A 21,665-nucleotide genomic window follows, 5' to 3' on the forward strand; every position below is an offset into this window, starting at 1 on the left:
AACTTACATTATTCTACTTTATTCTGAACTTGCTGATAAGTTCAAGTAAATGTGATGACATTTGACTTAACATAGCAGCTGAGTTTTCTACTTCTTCCATTGTTGCTAACTGTTCCTCAGTATATGCAGATACATTCCTTGAACCTTCTGCAACATTTTTTGTTATTTCATTGATAGTCTCAAAGTTCTCTACTAGTTGTTCTGTATCTTTGCTCATATGCTTACACGCTATTGAAACATCTTCAATTGTATCTCTTACTTCACCAATAGAGTTCTCTATTATTTCAAAAGATGTTCCTGCTTTATTAACAGCTTCAATTCCATCTCTAACTTCTCGTTCACTTTGTATAACCGCATCTATAGTTTTATTAGTCTTTATTAAGATATTATTAATAACTTCCGATACTTGCTTTCCAGAAGTTGCTGTTTGATCAGCAAGCTTACTTACTTCTGACGCTACAACAGCAAAACCTTTTCCGGCTTCTCCTGCTCTTGCCGCTTCTATTGATGCATTTAGTGAAAGTAAATTAGTCTGAGATGCAATATCTGTAATTAATCCAATGATCTCATTTATCTTATTAGATTCATTTCCAAGTTCACGAACTATTTTCGCAATCTCAGCTACCGTATATTGAATAGAATTCATTTGTCTTACAGCTTTATGAACTGCTTCATTCCCCTCTACTATCACATTAGAAGCCTTAACCACTTGCTCTCTTACATCATAGGACTTTGTATCAATTGCACTAGCTTCATTATTCATTTCACGTACTGATTGCACACCTTCATCTACACTAACAACTTCACGATCTGTCCCAGTTGCAACTTCTTGTGTAATAGTTGCAACATATTTTATCGCTTCTTTACTTTGTTTTGATCCCTCGAATAAATCTTCTGCTGATCCAGCTACCTGTGAAGCTGCTGCTCCAACCTCTGCTAATATATCCCTTAAACCATTGGTCATCTTATTAAAAGCTTTCACCAATTCACTAATTTCATCATCACTATTGTTTTTTATTTCTTCACCTGTAAGATCACCTTCTGCAATTTTAGCAGCCTCTTTAGAAAGTTTTATAATCGGTTTTGAAATTAAATTACTAATCCAGAGTGATATATACAGTCCCAACACTAATGCAATAAGAGTAATAACTGTGATAATTATTTTTGCGGAATCAGCCATCTTTTTAGTATCATCAATCTCTTTACTTAAAATATCTTCTTGAGTTTTAACAAATTCCTCTGAAACTGCACTAAAAGTTTGAACTAATTTTCCTTGACTCCCAGCTGACGAGGTATACTTTTCAACTTTATTTTTTCCTTTATCATCAATCATTTGATCTGCAGCAATAACATATTGCTCTTGAATTAAGTCTAACCCTTGCAGAGTTCTCCAACCTTCTTTATCATTTATAAGTTCAGCAATTACTTTACTTTTTTCATTATAGCTATTAAACGCTTGTTGATAAGCCTCTAGATAAACTGGATCTCCAGTTATAAGATAATAATTTACACTAGCTTGCTCTTCACTAATTGCACTACTTAAACCTTTAATATGATTTACGATGGTTACAGTATTACCAATTAAGTTTGAGTAACTACTATTTATTCTACTAGTTAATACATAACTTCCTATAAATACAAAAATCAAAAACATTAGTACTATAGAAAACCCACCATATAATTTTCTGCGAATTGTCATTCTCATATTATTGCCCCCCTTTGAAACCTTCTAGTATCTTGTTCCCTTTCTCTCGAAACTTTTTTGAAGCTTCCTCTGGTGTGGTTTTTCCACTTATCACATCATTATATAAAATTGATAAAAGTGAATTCACATTCCCTGAAGTATTAGGATTTGGTGGATTTACTTTTACTGAACTAGGATGTTGCTTAATATATTCCATAAAGGTATATTGCTGCTTATCAGCTTCAGTTATTTTTTGTTGAAGGCTCTCACTAACCTTATCAGAAATTGGAACCCCCCTATCTCCCATCAAAATATTATTAGCTTCTAAATCATTTGTAAAAAAGTTAATAAATTCTACAGCCTCTTTTTTATATTTAGAATAAGACGACACACTAAAAAACATCGATTGTCTAATAGAACTAGTTATATTTCCTTTTGTAACTGAAGGAACAGTTATTATCTTCATAACTGTTTTTGCCGTTTTACTTATTCCAGCAGCACTATTACTAGTACCGTACATCAATGCAGATTTACCAGATGCAATTAATGTATTTTTGTCCGTCTTATTACTTGGTGGCACAATAAGCCCTTCATCTACCCATTTTTTCTGAATAGAAAGATATTCTGCCATAATTTTATCATCAGTATAACCTAGTTCTGTACCGGATTCTCCAAAATAAAAACTACCTTTTGATCTAACAAAACTATTAAAATCAATAAAGTTTGCTATCGGATAAAAATCCGAATCTGTTATCTTTGCTTTTAATTCTTTTGCTGTCTTATACAAGTCATCATAGGTATAACCATTTTCAAGAATACCTACTCCAGCTTTTTCAAACACAGTTGGGTTTACAACTAGGCAATAAGCATTAATCCCCAGAGGTACCCCATATAATTGTTCATTAAGCCTTCCACCTTCAAGAGACGCTTCGTCCACATCAGAAAGATTTAAAACATTCTGATCAATGTAAGAATCAAGAGGTTCTAGCAGCTTACGCTCAGCATAATTATATATAAAGTCCAAATCCATTTGTATAATATCTGGGATTTCACCTTCTGCTGTTTTCAAAGCTAAATCTTTTTTTATATCAGCTGTACTAGAAACACTTTCTGTTTGAAATTCCACATTTGGATGATTCTTCTGATATAGTTTAATAACATCCTCTGTTATTCCCTTTCTTTTATCATTTCCCCACCAAAGCATTTTTAAAGTAACCTTTTCACCACTTTTATTTACTGATTCATCCTTAATATTTTTATTACTACACCCTAAAATACCAGGAATTAAAGTTGCCACTAATACACCTACTAAAAGTTTCTTAAAAATTTTATTCTTCTTCATTCGTAATTCCTCCTTGTAATCATTGTAAAGAGAATTGTAATAAGCGGATTACATAAATATCACAAATTTTATCTGTGATTTACATTTCTATTCCTTGCAATGCTATTCAATTATTTTTTCATTATACGCAGTATATCGTTTTCATTCAACAATCACTTAATATATTTTTCGCAAATTTTTAATTTAATTTAAAAAGGTGACTCAAAAACTTAAGTCACCTAAATTTAAAACCTATTAAAAACTTATATGGTATTTTAATACTACTTATTAAATATATCATCAATCACATCTACTACTTTAAATCTAACTTCAATCTTTGTATCTTCCCCATCATTTTTATTTTCTTCATCATTATTACCAGACTCATTTTTATCTTCTTCCATTGCTGACTCTTCCTTTTGGGCACTATCATTGTTTTCTTCTTTACTTTGCAAACTTTCATTACTTGAATCTTTTTCTTTATCTATATAACTATATTCTTCATCATTTAATACTGTCTTCATTTCTTCCTTTGTTTCCTCATAAGCAACTTGTCCCTTTGTTATATCAACAAAGCATAGAGGTGGAAACATAACACACCACCAGTTCTTACCTTCACCATCACCTATGACAATTCTATAAGCTTCATATTCTCCTGCAGGCAAAATTATATTACCATATTCTTTAACTGGAAAATTGCATTGTCCTAGCGTTGTTTTTACTGAATAATTATATCCATTTTTATTTATTATCTCTTTTGCTATATTTTTTATATTTTGATCATTTTCCATAATCAAACCTCTAGATTCATCAATAGATTTTGATTCCTTGAGCTTAGGCGCAATAAATTTTAACACTTCATCTCTCACCTTAAGCTTCAATTTCTGATCATCATCGCTATCACTATTTGCAATTACATGAAATCTAATTAACTTTTTTGCAATTTCTTCTTGCATAACTTGTCCATTTTCATTTTGTTCTTTAGTGTTAAGAACTCCTATTTCACTAGTATCTTTCACCTGTTGGGTTATAACATTTCTTCCATCAATAATACCTTGTACTTCCTCATTACTTGGTATAGCCAAAAATACAATTAACAAAATTATAATAACAACAGAAAGTTTCTTCATACACACCTCTCCTTTTCTTCTCTCTACTGCTATTATTTACATATATTTACTTTTATATTCATAGTATTTGAAACTTTAACTAAAAATATTCCATCAAAAACTACACTTGTATCTAGCAGATATATTATTACTACTAAAAAACAAGTGTAGTTCGCTATTAGGTTTATTTTGTTAATCCTATTCTTTTTACCTTTGTGTCTACAGAAATATTGATTTCAGAATTTTTATATACCTCATCCCAATTTTCCTTTATTTTAATCCATGTAGGATTATGAAATGCCTCTATACTATCGCTTAAACCCACAAAATCAACAACATTATCTTGTAGCTTGAACTTCATAATTCTTGCACATTCTTTTCCTATAGCTTCGTTGAAATTTTTCTCTATGTCGCTTATTAAGTTAGGATCCTCTAGCCTATCGTGATAATAATAACCAGAAATATCCCCTTCCATTGTTAATTTTAAATCAAACACAAGCTTATCTGGATTATTAGTATTTGTCTTTATTTTTGTCTTACTCTTCTTTATTGTAAAATCTAATGGATGTCCTTTATAATATATAACCTTACTAATACTGCCACTCCCACCTTTAAGAAGCTTTATAACACCTGATTCTAAGTCATTTAATTCTTCTACAACTTTATAATCCTTAATTAAAATGGAGCCAGTAAGATTTACTTCATCCTTTGTAACATCATATTGAATTCTTGGCAAAATGGCGTTACCATTTTTATCTAAAGTCGTAATAAAATCATTCAACTTAACTGCAATGATCGATGCATTTTCTTGGGTATTTTCCATTAATCCAGATATAAAATTTTCAAGATTCGCTTCCGCATTAGGCTTATATTTTATATAATCTTCAGCTCGCCCTTCACAAGCTATTACATACATTGATTTATTTATACTACTGTTCCTTGAAATATAATCTAAAACTTCCCTAAAGGTATCTTCATACTTAAATATATCCTGAGAGATTACAAGTGCCCTCTCCATTCCATAATTAAGCTTTCTACTACTTTTAGAGGTGTTTTTTACCATTGCATCTTCCATAGAGTACGCCTCTGATGTAAAATATAAAACCTTTGTCTGTGTCCCCTTACTCTCTCCTAAGGAACTAACATCAGGAAAACCATAAGTAATTTTTAGCTTTTTTATTTCTTTCTGTGCAAAAGGATCGCTTGGATCAATCTTTTCTGCTATTTCTTTTTCTTTAACGATTTCTTTTCCTATATCTATACCTAAAATCGATATTATATTTCTTCTGTCAATTTCTACACGATCAACACAACCGGTCAAAAATATTGAGACCGTAATTATACCAGCTATAAGCCTATTTTTTCTCATGATTCTCCCCCCTTTTCTTACTAGACAGTATGATCAAAATCGGAATTATCACTAAATTTATAGCTAGTAATAAAGGTAATATTAAAGTCCTTATAGCATTCACTGCCGCTATATTCTGAGGTAATCTAGAAAGCAAATACACAAGTGGTATAGATATTGTCATTGCAAAGCCTGAATAGCTAAAGCAAAATATTTTTTTAATAAGTTCTGATAAGAAATAAAACAAATTACAAAAGGCAGTTATAGTAGAAAGTAAAAATATCGTTACTATAATACTATCTAACCGTTCGAAAAAACTTGATACTTCGTTAATATTTTTCACCATCGATATAAATGGATATTGAAAATCCTCCAATTTTTGTGCTCCAAAAAAGGTTAAGAAGGTGAAAAATAAAAAAACATAATATATCGTTGATAAACAAATACTTTTTGTTAAAACCTTAGGTACATTTTCTTTATCTTTTAATAGCGGTATAAAAAAATATATTAAAATTATTGCACCAAAGATTTCTATTCCATCCTTAAAACCAGTTAGTACTTCCTTCCTTTCTAGATCTACAAAAGGTAAAGCATTTTTAATTTCTCCTCTAAACATGCAGTAAACTAACAAAATAACTACAGGTACAATAACAATCCAAGCAATTATCTGATTAAATCTTACTACACTTTCCGAACCTCCTCTTGCCAGGTATATAGCAATTATAAGATATGTAACCATTATAAGTTCTACAGCTGTCCTCTCTAGTAGAACCGTCCCAGCTGCTAATGCATAAACCCTCAACTGTATAGATGTAATTATCAATAACGTTATTATCATTTCGACAATAAATACTTTTCCCAAGGTAGTACCAAAAGCTTTTTCTACCACCACATCAAAAGATCTAAAATGATTGAGTTCCATAGCTTTATATACCAATAACATAGATAGATATACCGCCAAGCCTGCAACTAATACGAATATCATCCCACTTTTTCCAACACTTTTTGATAGGTTGGATCCAAAAATAAAACCTCCTAAACCTACGTTACATATAAATATAGTTTTTATAAAATCAAGATTTGATAAATTATTTAATTTTCCCTCTTGCATTCTATTCCCCACCTACCTTTGTCTTATCTTATCTCTAGTATGAAGAAATTTAGGTCTAGCTTTTAAACTACTAATTGGAGCCCTAAAAAATAAATCCTTCATATCTTCCTTGTGAGTATTCACTATAGGGGATAAATAAGATATTCCAAAACTCTCCAATCTTATCAAATGCACTAAAATTAAAACCATTCCTACAAAAATCCCGTAAATGCCAGCTATCATAGAACATATTATTAGAAAAAATCTTAAAAGTCTAAAGCCATTAGTTATACCATAGTTTGGCGATATAAATGTTGTTATCGCAGTTACACCAACGATGATTACCATAATTGGACTAACTATCCCTGCACTAACAGCCGCCTGACCTATAACAAGTCCTCCAACTATACCTATAGTAGTCCCCATAGATTTAGGCAATCTTGCAATAGACTCCATAAGGACAATCAAGGCGACTTCCATAATTATAACTTCTACAAAAGCTGGAAAAGGAACCCCCTCCCTAGTAGCAGCTATAGAATAGGCTAGCTTTGTGGGAAGTATTGTTATATTAAAAGAAGTGACAGCTATATAGGACCCCGGCAAAATAAGACTGAGTATCACTGCAAAGGTTCTAGTCAGTCTTATAACCACAGTATTTAACCATCTTTGATTATAGTCATCAGGAGATTGCATAAAAGTTGGCAATGTCGCTGGAACTAAAAGTGCAAAAGGGGAGTTATCTACCAATATAGCAACTCTACCTTCATATATAGCTGCAGCAGCCACATCCGGTCTTTCAGTGCTTTGAATCTGAGGAAAAACTGAGTTACTATTATCCTCTATCAATTGCTCCACATAACCACTGTCAAGAATAGCATCTATATTAATGTTATCTAATCTCCTTTCTACCTCACTAATAATCTCTTTATTCGCTATATCCTCAATATACATTATTGCTACATCGGTTTTAGAACGACTTCCTATGGATTGCGCCTTAACCTTTAATCTAGAGTCTCTTATATTTCTTCTTATTAGCGCCGTGTTAAATCTTATAGTTTCATTAAATCCATCCCTGGGACCTCTGATAACAGTTTCTCCATCTGGTTCTCCTATGCTTCTTGTGGGCCATGCTCTTGATGCTATAACTAACGCATTTGCTAGGCCATTTATAAGCATCAAAGTATCTCCAGATAACATGGCATTTATAGCATCCTTAAACGTTGGTGCTTCTTTAATATCTGTAACAGTTAAAATATTATCCTTTATATCAGCAGCATTGGCTATCTTGTCTTCCATGGTCATTGCTGGATTTACGATAAAATGATTTAAAAGAATCTTATCCGCCATTCCATCGATATAAACTAGCAAAACAGGAATATCTTTTATTTTAAAATCTCTATATACTATATCCGTTGTATCTTTAAACAAATTCTTTAAATAAGCTTTGTTTTTGTTTATATCAGCATCAACTTGTTCTTGAAGATTTTCATTATGCATAATTTAATCACCTACCTTAAAAATATCTGAGTTAAAAACAATAGAGCTGCTATGCTCATAGTTGTGATACCTATAGTTTTAGCTTTTTTCTCGAGTGCTTCCTGCTTTTCATTTTTATACTTATATGAATCAACTAACCATAGAACCATACCGTAACCACCAACTAACACCAGAAAATAAATATCAAAGTCCAAGTTTCCAATCATCCTCATATACCTTCACCTCTAAAATAATTCATAAAAGTATTTTTTGCTAAGTAGCTAAAATTATTCAGTGGAATATAATTGAACCATTAGGATATACTTCTTAGATATAACTGGTAACCATAACCTCTAAATATGACCCTTATTCCTAATCTTTAGATATACAACTTAAATATAACATCTAAATCAATAGACTAGAGGTGACATGCTTGGATAAATTCTTATATTCACTAGACAGGAATACGATAAGAGCTGGTTTATTATCAATATCCCTAATAAACTTAGGTTCTTTTTATGAAGCATTTATGGAAAGAGATATAAAACTAGTACTTCTAGGAATAGCTCTATCCTTTTGTATGACTGTTATATTCTCCATGGGATATCTATACGACTTATATATCTGCATTTTATCTGAGTATATATACATTCATCTTGGCGAAGATTGTACCTTAGATTACTTAGTAGATATTTATTATCCTATGTGCAACCCAAACATTATTAAGGATTATATAATAATCAGAAACTCACTAGATTCTTTTTATCTAAAAAAAGGCTCTAAGCTTCTTATTCCTTTTATAAAATAAAAGAAGTATAAAGATGTTTTTACTGCATCTTTATACTTCTTTTACAGATTTGCAAACTATATTTTTTTCCTTATCAAATTAACTTGCACTAGGCAACTAGTATTTTTAAGTATTGATTAATTCAAATTAATATGTTTTTCCTTAAATCGTTCTAGTTATATAAGTTTCTTTATATTTAGTCTTTAGTTCTTCAAAAGCCTTTTGTGCTTTTAACATATCAGTGAAGAAGCCAAAAACAGTTGGTCCACTACCACTCATCATAGCCCCTTTTGACCCCATTCTCACCATGTCTTTTTTTATACTAGTTATAATCTTATGTTTGCTCACCGTTACACTTTCTAATAAGTTTTTCATATTGTTACATACATAAGTTAAATCACTTTTTGCCATAGCCTCTTGCAATTCTTTAACCTTAACATGTTCATCGATCTTTGATAAATCTAAGGATTGATATACTTCTTTTGTTGATACTCCAAAGTTAGGTTTTACAACAACTAATATCTTGTTTCTAAAAGGCTTTAGTTTTGTAATCTTTTCTCCAATCCCTTCACATAAAGCAGTTCCACCAACTATACAATAAGGCACATCAGCTCCAAGCTTAACTCCAAGATTCATCAATTCTTCATCAGTTAACTCTGGTTTGAAAAGACTTCTCATAGCCTTTAAAACTGCAGCTGCATCAGTGCTTCCACCTGCCATTCCTGCAGCAACAGGAATGTTCTTTTTAATATTAATATTAACCCCTGTTTCTATATTGTACTTCTCCTGAAATAGCTTTGCTGCCTTCCAAGCTATATTAGTTTCATCCAAAGGTACAAAAGGTTTATTGCATGCAATCTTTATTCCTTTTTCAATTGGTGTTACCTCTATATCATCATATAGATCAATTGTTTGCATAATCATTCTTAAATCATGATATCCATCTTCTCTTTTTCTAATAACATCTAATGCTATATTTATCTTTGCATAGCCGCGAACATACATAGCTACTCCTCCAACTCCTCTAGTTCATTCCAATATCTTCATGGTTCCATTTAGCCTATATAAATAAATTATAGGCTAAAAGAGAGTTTTTATAAACCTCTAGTTTCTAAATTATTTCATCAAGTTATATCCGTTACACAAAAATAAAAGTGTCCTAAAAGCTCGGCTTCTGGACACTTTATTGTTATTAATACTATCTATTTAAATAATTGCTCTTCCTTCAATAATGAGTTTTTCTCCTGGTTTAATACTATCATTTACCTCTAAATCGTTAATCTCTGATAATCTCTCTACTGTTGTAAAATACTTCTTAGCTACTTTCCATAAAGTATCTCCATTTTGAATAGTATAAATGGTTACACTAGCTTTTTTCTTTGGAACTTCTCCTTCTATAACAGAAACATCATCAATAAATTCCTTATGAGCATTATATTTTACCGTTACATCTGCTCCTACTACTGACTTAATTGCAATAGTATTTGCTTCGATACTTCCCTCAATACTTTCAAGATTTAAGTTAGCAATCACATCCATACCAACTCTGCTACCCGGAATATCAATAGAGCAGCTAAATGGAAGTTCTTCATCCAAAGAAGCTAGATAAATATTTTCATTATTAGTCTCATAAATTACCGATGCTTTAACTAATCCTTCAATCAAAACTTTATCATCAATAATTTTTTTCTCAACAACAGAGATATCACCAGTTGTCATAAGACAATTTATAGGTTTAGGCATATTTCCTGGTATTTCAATATTATCTTTCACTATATTCTCTAAATACTTATGATCAAAAATTATATTCAAATCATAAGGCTTCTTCATTAGGTTTAATCTTACATCTGGACAATATGCATCGTCAATTATATCAATATCATCTTTACCTATGATTTCTACTGTTCCTTTAAAGAGAACTTCTACATCGATCACCCTTGATTCGCCTAAATCGTCGTCACTTACATTATACTCTATAGATTCTATAGACACATCTGACAAAGCTAACATATCACTAGTTGCACCATCTATTGGGATTTCACCTGATACCATAGCTTCTTCTTCTACTGCTACAAATTCCCTTGTATCTTTGCCCTTATATAAAAACTTTATATTTGCAGAGCCTTCTATAATAACTTTACCGTCCATTACTTTGATAGACTTCTTATGAAAGTTAACGTTATTCTTTACAACATTAGCTATCTGAGGCTTTTCTATAGGAACTAAAATTTGAGTTTTTGCTATAAGGTTGCAATCTCCAGCACCGATTTTTTTATCAACAGTTAGAGGATAGTATAACATCTGAGTGTTCTTTGTATCTGAAAGACCTTTTACATAATCAAAGGCATGTATCGCCTTCACTAGAGCATTAACTGTTAAAACACCTTCTAAACATATTTTTCTTTCATTTAGTATTCTACATTCCATATGTTCAACGAAGCAGTTAACAACAGCTTTCATATCATGCTCACAACCAGGCATATCTACATACCCGTTGAACTTAGATTTATATACTAAATTAAAAGCTTCTGTTCTTTCCTCCGATTCATCTGCAATGTATAAAATACTGTACTGAATTACTCCCTCTACATAAACTTTATCCTGTACAATTTCCTCAGTTGTTATTACAGGCTTTACATCTACAGAAATAATATTCTTTACGTCAGGATGAGAATCTGGAACAATATATTCTTCTTTTTGTATGAGGTTTACTACATTTTCTCCAAGCAATTTTTCGAATTCTATAGTGTCTTTAACAAGTTCAACTCCCATATAATTCCTCCATTACATTTCTACTTTAAGTATATAGCCACACTAATAAAGATATGAGAACTTTCCTTGTTTATTACTAATTTTTTTTCTACAAACTTAATTTCGAAAAAACTATTAACTTTTATAGAAAGAATAAAAAATTGATATTGACTTAGTATCCCTTTCATAGTATCATTATCATTGTTGTGAGCAAAATAACTGCTCAATAGTTAAGAATACGACTGTATTCTTCAAATAGAAACTATTATTGAAAATTTAAAAGCCGACATCCTAAAGATATCGGCTTAAATATATTACGCAAATACTAATTGCACAGTCCTTGTCAAAACATCTGAGTAACTAAAGGTTACAGTCCTCTGGGTGTCACTTTCAAGTCTAATTAAAAATATGCTAGGGTAAGCCTTCTCAATAGTACCTTGCTTAACAACATATTTTTTTCGTCCGTTGTTTGCTTTAAGAGTTACTCTTTGACCAACATGATTTTGTATGTTAGTTTTTATGGAAGATAATGTGGTAGTATGTTCCATTTTTATACACCCTCTTTCGATTATACATTATAGCACATAGTTAAATAATTGTCAAACTCGTCTACAAGTCATAATCAATATATTTTCATTTCAATTTGAACATTTATGTATAGTTCTATGAACCATTCTAGATTTTCTATATACTCCTCTTTATAAATTTCATAAAATATCTTTTAACTATAAAAAATCTTCAATATATAAGCTATATTCATCTTAACAATAAATGTCCATACAACTATTATTAATATATATATGTTCCAATAAAAACTCTCCACAGAAGTATATCGACTTTTCAATATACAAATAAACTTTTGGTGTAGTTTCATTAATAAAACCTATATAATTTAATATGCAACAATATAAATCTTGTAGACAATGATAAATAAACTTAGAGAAATTCTTAAATATTAAATACTTCTAGCTAGCTAATTAACTTGAACTTCACGTCGACGCAATTTACAGATAGATAAGTCTTCTAATAAAAACTTACCTACCTATTACTTAACTGAATTCTCTTCTGTTCCTATAAAGTATTCCCCTAAAAGTAATTATATATACCTATTAAGTAACAACATAAAAAATTCAAAGACTTTCTCAGAATTCATACTTGCTTTAGGCTTTCCCCCTATAAAAATAAGCCTACCATCATAGTTTTACTTGATGGCAGACTTTAAGAATGCCTAATAAATCTTCTTATATTTTTTAAATTTTGAATTTATCAACTTGTTCCATCATTTCTTTCGTTCTTAACTCAAGGTTTTTTGCAGATTGAGAAACTTCTTCTGATGAACTACTCATCTCTTGAGTAGATGCAGAAATCTCTTCTGTTGTTGCTGATGTTTCCTCTGATATAGATGCTGTAGCCTCAACTTTTTCGATTATCCCATTCTTTTGGTCATTAATATCCAAAGTAGCTTTATTTATATTCTCAATCTTAGGTATAACCTCACTTATCGCTTCAGAAATGTTACTAAAGGATGATAATGTATCTTCAATAACAACTCTTTGATTTTTAAAGTTCTCTCCAACCAATTTAGTGGTATCAACCATAACTTGATTTTCTCTTGATACACTATTAACAAGTTCTGCAATATTCGCTGCTGAATCCTGTGACTGTTCTGCTAACTTTCTAATTTCATCAGCAACCACAGAGAATCCTCGTCCTGCATCACCAGCTCTTGCAGCCTCAATAGCCGCATTAAGAGCTAATAAATTCGTTTGCTCTGATATAGAATTAATAAGAGCAGTTATTTCATTTATTTTATTTATATTTTTTCCTGATTCAATAATCTTATCTTGGAAATCCCTTAAAGTTCTAGTAGTACTCTCAACAGAATCAGCTAATTCATTCATCTTACTATTACTATTTTCAGTAAGTTTCATAATTCCTTTAGAACTGCTGTCTACATCCTTGATGCTTGCAGTTATCTTTTCAATATTCTCACCAAAGCCATTTAATACTTCTGTTATTTCACCTAACTCTCCAGCTTGTGAAAAAGTACCTGCTGAAACCTCTTGAATTGCCATAGCCACTGCTTCTGATGCAGCATTCATCTGAGTTGAAACTGCAGAAAGATTATGAGCATCTGCATCAATTTTTTCTGAATTATCAATTACTGCTTTGAGCATACCTCTCACAGATTCTTGCATATTATGTACTGCTTTTATCATAATACCTAATTCATCTTTCATCTTCATATGTTTATCGGATACTTCACCAGTAAAGTCCCCATCTGCAATTGTAACTATGTAATCAGTAGCAATTTTAATTCTCTTTACAAGCATACTTGAAATAAAATATACAATAGATACTGAAAGTAATAAGAATACAACAGCACAAACTGCCATAAGTTTTTTAAGCAGAGATACTTCTGATAATACTTCACTTTGCTTTACCACAACACCAAAGGACCATGTAGTATTAGGAACTGGGGCAAAAGCTAAATACTTTTCATCGCCATTATAAACGTAAGAACCAGACCCCTTCTGTCCTTTAATCATTTTTTCTTCTAATTTTACAACCTCTTTTAGACTACTATCTTTTTCTACGTTAACAAAATCATTATCCATTTTTTCAACTAAACTATTATCATAATGAGCTATTTTAGTTCCATCTTTCGATAGCATAAAGGCCTTGCCACTTTCTCCAAAAGTAATTTCATTAGATATATTGCTTATCTCACTGCCAGACTTTGTAGCAGTTAATACACCAATAATCTTACCATATGACTTTATAGGCACAGCGTAAGCAACAATTACACTTCCATTCATCTTACTTATTATTGGATCTGAAACTGCTCTTTCTCCCTTTAAAGCCTTTTGAAAATAATCTCTATCTCCTAACTCTATATATTTTCCATCACTACCTAATGCACGTCCTTTAACATCTGCAATCAATAGACCTACATATTCATACTTCTTCATTTCATCTCTTAACACATCTATTTTTTCTTGATCAGTTTTGCTTCCAGTGATTTCATCTCTAATAGAGAGAGATTCCAATATCGACAATTGTTCCTCAACCTCAGCTGATACAACATTCGCACCTTGTTCAGCAATTGCTGGCATCGTTTTATCTAGAGTTTTTCTAAGAGAATTAGATGATATAGCAATAGATATTACAGTTAACAATAATATAATACCTAAAATCATTAATTCAAAGTATACTATTAATTTCAACTTAATACTTTTCATTTTATTCGCCTCCCAATTATACTCGTCATACAAAATGATTAATTGATATACAACATTCTATTGATTAATTGATTCCCCCTCACTTTCTTCAAGTAGAAACTTTTGGTTTATAAATTTCCATCACTATATAATAAAATATGAATAAACAAACCTTCCACTTCTACATATCATTCAGATTGTGGATCATTCTATCAGTTATCATTTACATCTAAATAAAATACCAACTTTTCGACATAACAATCCCTAAACAGCTAAATTATCCCATTATTAAATTGTACTATTAATCAAATATGTTGTAAACAGTAATTAATGTAAAATAAATAGTTATTTATAATGTATTTACTATTTATCCGACAAAGCCAGGTTCCTGACTGTTCTTGTTTATTTTATGCCATTCTAATATGTTTCAAATATTTAACTGAACAGCTTAGTTTAAGTTAAAATTTCTTTTCCCTGTAATGTCTTACTAAAAATAAATCTACAACAGTTTTTTATATTATGGCAAATAAAAAACTGTGACAAAAGTCGCAAACTTCTGATGCAACTTTCATCACAGAAACTATTTTTGTTTCATTTTTTAATTTTCTATTTATATATAAGTTTATTTGGGAGTCTAATTATTATAGGTTATTTATAAGTTTAATAATTTTTCGGGATTACTTCGGGTTTAAAGTTTATTTTAGGGATTTCAATTTCAGAATGCTTCTAATTTCAAGAATTACTTTATTTTAAATTTAAGCCACTCCTAAAATCACTTTTTTCAGCATTGCTAAATCTATTGCATTAACTTTACTATCATTATTCATATCTGCACATTCCATATTTATTAATATCGTATTATCTAAAATATATTTTTTAAGATAAGCTAAATCAATTGCATTAACAATTTTATCTCCATTAACATCACCTTTAATTACTGCTATAGCACTATCAATAAGCTTAATATTATCGATGTATATCGTTCCACCTCCAGTTGTACCCAAGCCTTGTCCAATGTACATAGAGTATTCTGTAATTGATTCCAAATCAAACACTCCATTTCCGCCACTGTACCAACTTGGATGTGTAAATTTGCTAAATTCTAAACTTACATTCGTCGCAACTAAAGAAGATAATTTATAAGTTGCTTCCCAATACTCACCACTTGTCTCTTTAATCTGTATTGTAAAGTCTCTGTTTGAACCATCCGGTGATATCCAGAAAGCTACTCCTTTATAGCCTACAAAACTCTTTCCACTCAAGTCCTTTGTTATACCTGCATAATTTGGGGAACCTATAGTATAAGCATAAGACATACTATATGAACCTTCACCCTTAATAGCAGATTCAAGCATAACTGCTACAACATTACCACTGCTATTTTTTACATACGCTGTTTGTAAATTCGGATTTGTAGCAGAATAACTTTCAAAGTTATCTATTATATCTTCACCCGTTGAATCCTTTACTGTAATTTTTAACATAGGGTCAATCCCTTGATTAAAATCAAACTTAAGACTTAATTCTCCAAGATTTTGTGATTGTAGATAACTTTTTTTAATAACTACGTTCTCACCTAGTACTGTATAATCTGTACCACCAATTAGTGAAGTAGCTCCATTTTTTAACGCTACAAAAGCATTCCCATTTGTTGTCATTGAAATTGTAATATCCGCTTGTTTTCTGATATTCTTATCAAAGATCGCTACCTCTGGAGTTACTGTTGAGTTTAGTATTCCCGAATCTGTTATAGCTATTGTCACTATCGGATCATAACCTGAACTTATATCAAAGGTAAATGTAACATCTTCAAAAGGTAAGTTCCCTAAATAATTCTTACTAATTACAACTTGTTCCTCTTCTACAATATAATCTATGCCTTGTTTCAATTGAGTTTCTCCATTTTTAATTGCTACTAAAGTATTCCCTTCAAGCAACTTCATCGTTAAAGCGATATCCTCTTGCTTATCCGCTTTTCTGTCAAAAGTAGCTTTTATAGGAGTTACATAATTTTCAGGTACATTCTTTACTGACATTCTTGCTGAATGAGCTTTAAAGTATTCTAAAATAGAATCTCCATGAACTACTGTAAAGTTACTCAACCTTCTAAAATTATATTCCCAGAACAATCCTCCTGCTGCATTATGTTCCTCAATTTCTCCAAACACAGAAACCCAATAAGCTTCTTTATTATCATGAGTATTAAATTCTCCTGCAACAAATGGTTTTCCCACTATATTATGAGCATCACTTATCCATTTCTCCATTAAAGAAGCATTCTGTGATGGTGTAAGATTCGCCCATGATTCATCTGGATATGGATGAGATGAACAGAAATCTACTCCTGGTGATTGTTGTATATATATAAATGGATTTCCCTCGTCACCACCAAAGCCATATCTTGATTCATGACCTTCAATACCTGCACAAACCATATGATTAGGGTCTATGCTCTTAATATATCCACCCATTTCATCTACCCATTTTCTTAGAGTAACACCTGTTGCGTTTTCATTTACTTTAGCATCTTGATATCTCGGTTCATTCATCAAGTCCCATGCAAATATCGTAGGATCATCTTTATATGCTACACCAGTATAGTGGTTTACTCTATTTATAAAATGTTCTGCATACACTTTGTAATGAGCTTTACAGTTTTCATTTGTAAAGAACTGAGCCCTTGCTGTATGGCTTCCACCACTTAAACCTTCCCATTGAAGCTTCTTATCTATTCCACCATAAGCTTCCCAATAGTTTTCAAGAGTAATTATTACCTTTATTCCATTCCTTCTTGCAGAATCCATTATGTAGTCGAAAAGCATAAACTCCGCTTCATTATATACGCCTTTAGCTGTCTCAAAGCCATGCCAGGTCTCATTTGAAAAACCCCAAGTTCTTAGAACCGTAACTCCATCCGACGCCATTTGGCTCATAATATTGTCAATCTGACTCTTATACATAAACTTAGTTTCAATATCTGTTGTCGTACTAGTACTAGAGCCATCTCCATAGGTGAATAAATCATAAGAATTAGCACCTGCAAAATAAAAAGGATGTCCATCAACTACAAACTTTGTTCCATCAGCCTTTACAAACCCAGTAGGAAGAACCGACTTTTTAACTGCAACTATCAAGGTAGGATCTGTTCCTTGATTAAAATCAAAAGTTAAAGCTGTTGTCCCATTCTCAAGTTTCGAAAGATAACTTTGTTTAATCGTTACATTATTACCTGATATTACATAATCAGTGCCCTGAACTAGAGGTGTGTAAAGATTAAATAATGTCTTAAGAAGATTTCCATTTGGAGTTATGGTAACAGTTATATCATTTGGTACAGTTTTATCAAAAGTTACGCTTGTAGGTGTTATCGTTGAATCAACCACAACAATGTTAGAATCTATTACGGATATTGCCATAACAGGGTCGTAACCTGCACTGATATCAAAAGTAAGCAACGTACTACCTAGTTCTAAGGTATCTAAATAAGCTTTTTCAATAATGATGTTATTTCCTAATACAGTATAATCAGCACCTGCTACAAGAGCCCTTGTACCATTTTTAACAGCAGCGAAAGTTCCTTCTTTTGGATCCACTGTTACAGAAATAGACTGACCTTTTCCAACATTCTTATCATAAGTCGCCGTTGAAGGTGTAATTTTATTTCTTATATTAGCAAGATTCTTATTAGTCATGTTTGTTGCATGATTTTGGATAAGTTTTGCCGTTGTTGCTGTAGGATTGTTTGGCACATCCCAATACACAGTATATTGATCGTAATCTGGGTAAACAGAGCCATCCTTTTGTAGTCCTGCAAGCATCCAATAGTTGTCTCCAGCTAATTCTAGTCCTGAATATTTATTCCCTTCAATTACATTTAACCAATCAGTAAATACTTGATCTCTTGTGGAACGATCTTTCCAACCGAATTCTTCAAGAATTGCAGGTTTATTAAGTGCTTTTGCATCTTCCGCATGCTTTCTAATCCACTCAGTACCCCAAGCGGCATTTGTACCCCATTGATCACAATAAATGTGTATTGTGCCAAAATCGATTGTTGGTAATGCTACTATCCTATTCCAATCAATTCCCTCACTTCCATGGTAAGGCCAAGTTCCATCGATTCCTGCAGTATTATATGCATAATTGTAGAAACCTTCATCACCAAGACATACCATATGATATGGGTCCACAGTTTTTACATATTCACTCATTTCTTTTGACCAATTTACAACAGTATCGCCTGTTGTATCAGTTCCACATCTTGGTTCATTTGCAAGTTCCCAAGAAAATATAGTTGGATCATCTTTATATTTGATACCACTATAAGCGTTAGTTCTATTAAGAAGCATGTTAACATAATTTTTGTAGTACTGCTTTATTGTAGGATTTGTGTAAAACATATCTTTTTGACTTAAACCAAGCCATTTACAATATTGCATCATACCACCGAAAGCTTCCCAATTGTTTGTAAAAGGTATTAAAAGTCTTATACCTTTTTGCGAAGCCTTGTAAATCGCATAATCAAGAACCTTTAATCCATTATCTCCTGTATTGTAAGCCGGAGCATTAGTCTTAGTATCCCAATATTGAAAATACACGCCATCTTTGCTTCCTGATCCATCTACATTATTAGTTAAAGTTCCATCTGCATTGAGTGTTCCAACATCTAAAAATCCCCAAGTTCTTATAACTTTAAGACCCATATCCGCTGCATCATCAATAACATCGTCAACCTCTGCTTTTGATTTAAAATTAAGATAATAATTATTTGTACCTGCATAATAAAATGTATTGCCATCAAGCATAAACTTTGTTCCCTCTCTGTATACAAAGCCGGATGGAACTTTAGTTATACTCTCCATTGCTGTCTGTGCGTTAGTCTCACCATACACTGGAACTAACATACCGAGTACCATTGTTATTGTGAGAATAAGTGATAATAATTTTTTCATGTATATTCCCCCTTAAATTGATTTACTGCGATAGTTGAATCATAAATTTTGAAAATTCCAGTTACATTCTTCATAATAATTGTCAGTACTTTTACAAAGAATCATTTTCACCATAAGATATTAACCATCACTTTTAGTAAACTTGAAAGGAAGTCAATTCTTGAGAATACATATTTTTCAATTGATATTTATAAGTATCTCACTACTAATAGTCTTATAGATACCTTTAATATCAATGCTTTTAAATACAACCAGGCTTTAATACTAATTAATTTTTTAGGAACCAATATTTCATCTTTCTATTTCTAGAAGAATTTCAGCAAACTGAGTCACCTATGAAGCAACAAACCACTGGCTTTAAGACTCTAGTTTATCTGTAAACGTTATGTCAATGAGATCATTGATAATACTCACTTTAGTCCCCCACTATTTGTGTATACCCTTAATTTAGTTCCTAATATATTAGAGTTTTGTGTTATTCTTACATATATAACATTTTTAACTGGTGCATTTGAAACATTTTTGCACAAGAATTGATACCCTCATTATACAAATTCGTTAATCCAGTAATTTTTATGTCGCATTTTTTTAAAAAAAGATAATTATTATGCTCCTTTTTCTCTTTTATAAGTATTTTTTTTCATTTATGCTATACTTTTTAAGGCAATTCATTACATTTATATATCCAAATTCAAAAGTCATCATTTGATTCTTTTTTGTTTCATCTGCACCACTTGCACCATTGAAAATTTTCTTCATCTAGGTAACATCTATGAAATAAATTGATTTTTCTATTATCCAATGTAGCATTTATGGAATTTCTATAATGTAAATACAATACTTGACATAAGAACATACTTGTAATACAATATAGCCACTAAGATGTATTACAAGGTAGGTAGGAGATAATGGCTAATTCATCACAATTATTAAAAGGGATTTTAGAAGGTTGTATTCTGAAAATAATATCTAGAAAGGAAACATATGGATATGAGTTGTATAATTCACTTAAACTTACTGGTTTTGAAGACTTACCAGAAGGCACTCTATACCCGCTACTTATTAGATTAGAGAAAAATGGTTTATTATCATCAGTTTCTAGAAACTCACCTTTTGGACCAAAACGTAAATATTATTCACTTACAAAGCTAGGTGAAGAAGAACTATTAGAATTTTGTGCTTCTTGGAGCAAAATTTCGGAATCTGTTAATAAAGTATTGGAGGATTAAAAAAATGTTTAAGATTAGAGATTTAGTTAAACAATTAAATGAATCATCAAAAAACTTATCAGAAGACAATAAGAAGATCTTTGATGAAATCATTGTATATGTTCGAACATCCAACATAAAAACAAGAGATGCTGAAGAATTTCTTCAACAAATATTAGATAGTATTTTAAACGCTGAAAACCAAGGATTATCAATAGAAGAGGTACTTGGTAGTTCTGATATAAAGGGTTATTGTAAGGAAGTAATAAATACATATAAGGAAAGCTATAATTTGCTTTCACTTAGTAGCGAATATGTTATGTATGCAGGTACTGTTATATTCATATTGCCATTTTTTCATTATATCTTTAACACCATACCTTCAATTGCAAAATACGGACTAAATAATTTGACTTTTAACTTAACTATTGATTTAAAGCTAATATTTCAAATTCCACTTCTTGTTTTAATGATAATTTTCACCATGAAAGCTGTTAGAAAAAGTTGTTTCAAAAGTTCTTCTAAGTATTATAAAATTAAAGAATTTTTCATTTTATGGATTTTATCAATTCTATTAATACTTTTACTTGTGGCAACTCATTTTGTATTTAATAATATATTCTTATTTAACGTAAATATCTTTATTATACTTTTTATAGGAACTATATTATATTTCTCGGGGAATTATCTATCAGAACAATAGTATTCGATTATAAAA

General features: G+C 31.1%; 16 protein-coding genes. 3 read left to right on the top strand and 13 right to left on the bottom strand.

Annotated elements, in window-relative coordinates:
- Positions 1–13: 13 nt before the first annotated feature.
- The 7 genes from CLOCEL_RS15465 to CLOCEL_RS15495 form a co-directional block, all read right to left on the bottom strand.
- A complete protein-coding gene (locus tag CLOCEL_RS15465; RefSeq protein ID WP_010075873.1) occupies positions 14–1,705 on the bottom strand; it encodes a methyl-accepting chemotaxis protein in 1,692 nt (563 codons plus the stop codon).
- Between the two features lies 1 nt (position 1,706).
- Complete coding sequence (locus CLOCEL_RS15470) at positions 1,707–3,026, bottom strand: ABC transporter substrate-binding protein (RefSeq protein WP_010075874.1); 1,320 nt, start codon at positions 3,024–3,026, stop codon at positions 1,707–1,709.
- A 260-nt stretch (positions 3,027–3,286) separates the two neighbouring features.
- On the bottom strand, positions 3,287–4,135 hold the full coding sequence (spoIIR, locus tag CLOCEL_RS15475; RefSeq protein WP_010075875.1) for a stage II sporulation protein R: 849 nt from the start codon (positions 4,133–4,135) through the stop codon (positions 3,287–3,289).
- Positions 4,136–4,298: 163 nt separating this feature from the next.
- The gene (locus CLOCEL_RS15480) at positions 4,299–5,483 is read right to left on the bottom strand and encodes a Ger(x)C family spore germination protein (RefSeq protein ID WP_010075876.1); all 1,185 of its coding nucleotides are present in this window, start codon (positions 5,481–5,483) and stop codon (positions 4,299–4,301) included.
- Complete coding sequence (locus tag CLOCEL_RS15485) at positions 5,470–6,573, bottom strand: endospore germination permease (protein ID WP_010075877.1); 1,104 nt, start codon at positions 6,571–6,573, stop codon at positions 5,470–5,472. Before CLOCEL_RS15485 ends, CLOCEL_RS15480 begins: the two co-directional genes overlap by 14 nt.
- A gap of 12 nt (positions 6,574–6,585) precedes the next feature.
- Positions 6,586–8,049 (bottom strand): spore germination protein, encoded by a 1,464-nt coding sequence (locus CLOCEL_RS15490; protein ID WP_010075878.1) that lies wholly within the window; start codon positions 8,047–8,049, stop codon positions 6,586–6,588.
- 11 nt (positions 8,050–8,060) lie between these two features.
- Positions 8,061–8,261 (bottom strand): CLC_0170 family protein, encoded by a 201-nt coding sequence (locus CLOCEL_RS15495; protein ID WP_010075879.1) that lies wholly within the window; start codon positions 8,259–8,261, stop codon positions 8,061–8,063.
- Positions 8,262–8,452: 191 nt separating this feature from the next.
- Between CLOCEL_RS15495 and CLOCEL_RS15500 the strand changes: the two genes are divergently transcribed.
- Positions 8,453–8,836: a hypothetical protein gene (locus CLOCEL_RS15500; protein ID WP_242655170.1), complete on the top strand. Its 384-nt coding sequence runs from the start codon at positions 8,453–8,455 to the stop codon at positions 8,834–8,836.
- Positions 8,837–8,977: 141 nt separating this feature from the next.
- Here the strand turns inward: CLOCEL_RS15500 and ispE are convergent, their stop codons facing one another.
- From ispE to CLOCEL_RS23710, 6 genes are all read right to left on the bottom strand, one after another.
- The gene (ispE, locus tag CLOCEL_RS15505; RefSeq protein WP_010075881.1) at positions 8,978–9,820 is read right to left on the bottom strand and encodes a 4-(cytidine 5'-diphospho)-2-C-methyl-D-erythritol kinase; all 843 of its coding nucleotides are present in this window, start codon (positions 9,818–9,820) and stop codon (positions 8,978–8,980) included.
- Between the two features lie 201 nt (positions 9,821–10,021).
- Entirely contained in the window at positions 10,022–11,587 is a 1,566-nt protein-coding gene (locus CLOCEL_RS15510) for a DUF3794 and LysM peptidoglycan-binding domain-containing protein (protein WP_010075882.1), read from the bottom strand.
- 293 nt (positions 11,588–11,880) lie between these two features.
- Positions 11,881–12,114: a Veg family protein gene (locus CLOCEL_RS15515; protein ID WP_010075883.1), complete on the bottom strand. Its 234-nt coding sequence runs from the start codon at positions 12,112–12,114 to the stop codon at positions 11,881–11,883.
- 702 nt (positions 12,115–12,816) lie between these two features.
- The gene (locus CLOCEL_RS15520) at positions 12,817–14,808 is read right to left on the bottom strand and encodes a methyl-accepting chemotaxis protein (RefSeq protein WP_010075884.1); all 1,992 of its coding nucleotides are present in this window, start codon (positions 14,806–14,808) and stop codon (positions 12,817–12,819) included.
- 734 nt (positions 14,809–15,542) lie between these two features.
- Entirely contained in the window at positions 15,543–19,739 is a 4,197-nt protein-coding gene (locus CLOCEL_RS15525; RefSeq protein WP_010075885.1) for a X2-like carbohydrate binding domain-containing protein, read from the bottom strand.
- Positions 19,740–20,363: 624 nt separating this feature from the next.
- Complete coding sequence (locus CLOCEL_RS23710) at positions 20,364–20,498, bottom strand: hypothetical protein (protein ID WP_010075887.1); 135 nt, start codon at positions 20,496–20,498, stop codon at positions 20,364–20,366.
- A 149-nt stretch (positions 20,499–20,647) separates the two neighbouring features.
- Between CLOCEL_RS23710 and CLOCEL_RS15530 the strand changes: the two genes are divergently transcribed.
- Positions 20,648–20,968, top strand: a complete 321-nt coding sequence (locus CLOCEL_RS15530) for a PadR family transcriptional regulator (RefSeq protein WP_010075888.1) — start codon at positions 20,648–20,650, stop codon at positions 20,966–20,968.
- Between the two features lie 4 nt (positions 20,969–20,972).
- A complete protein-coding gene (locus CLOCEL_RS15535) occupies positions 20,973–21,650 on the top strand; it encodes a hypothetical protein (protein ID WP_010075889.1) in 678 nt (225 codons plus the stop codon).
- Positions 21,651–21,665: the final 15 nt, after the last annotated feature.

The sequence above is a fragment of the Clostridium cellulovorans 743B genome, assembly GCF_000145275.1.
GTDB lineage: Bacteria > Bacillota > Clostridia > Clostridiales > Clostridiaceae > Clostridium_K > Clostridium_K cellulovorans.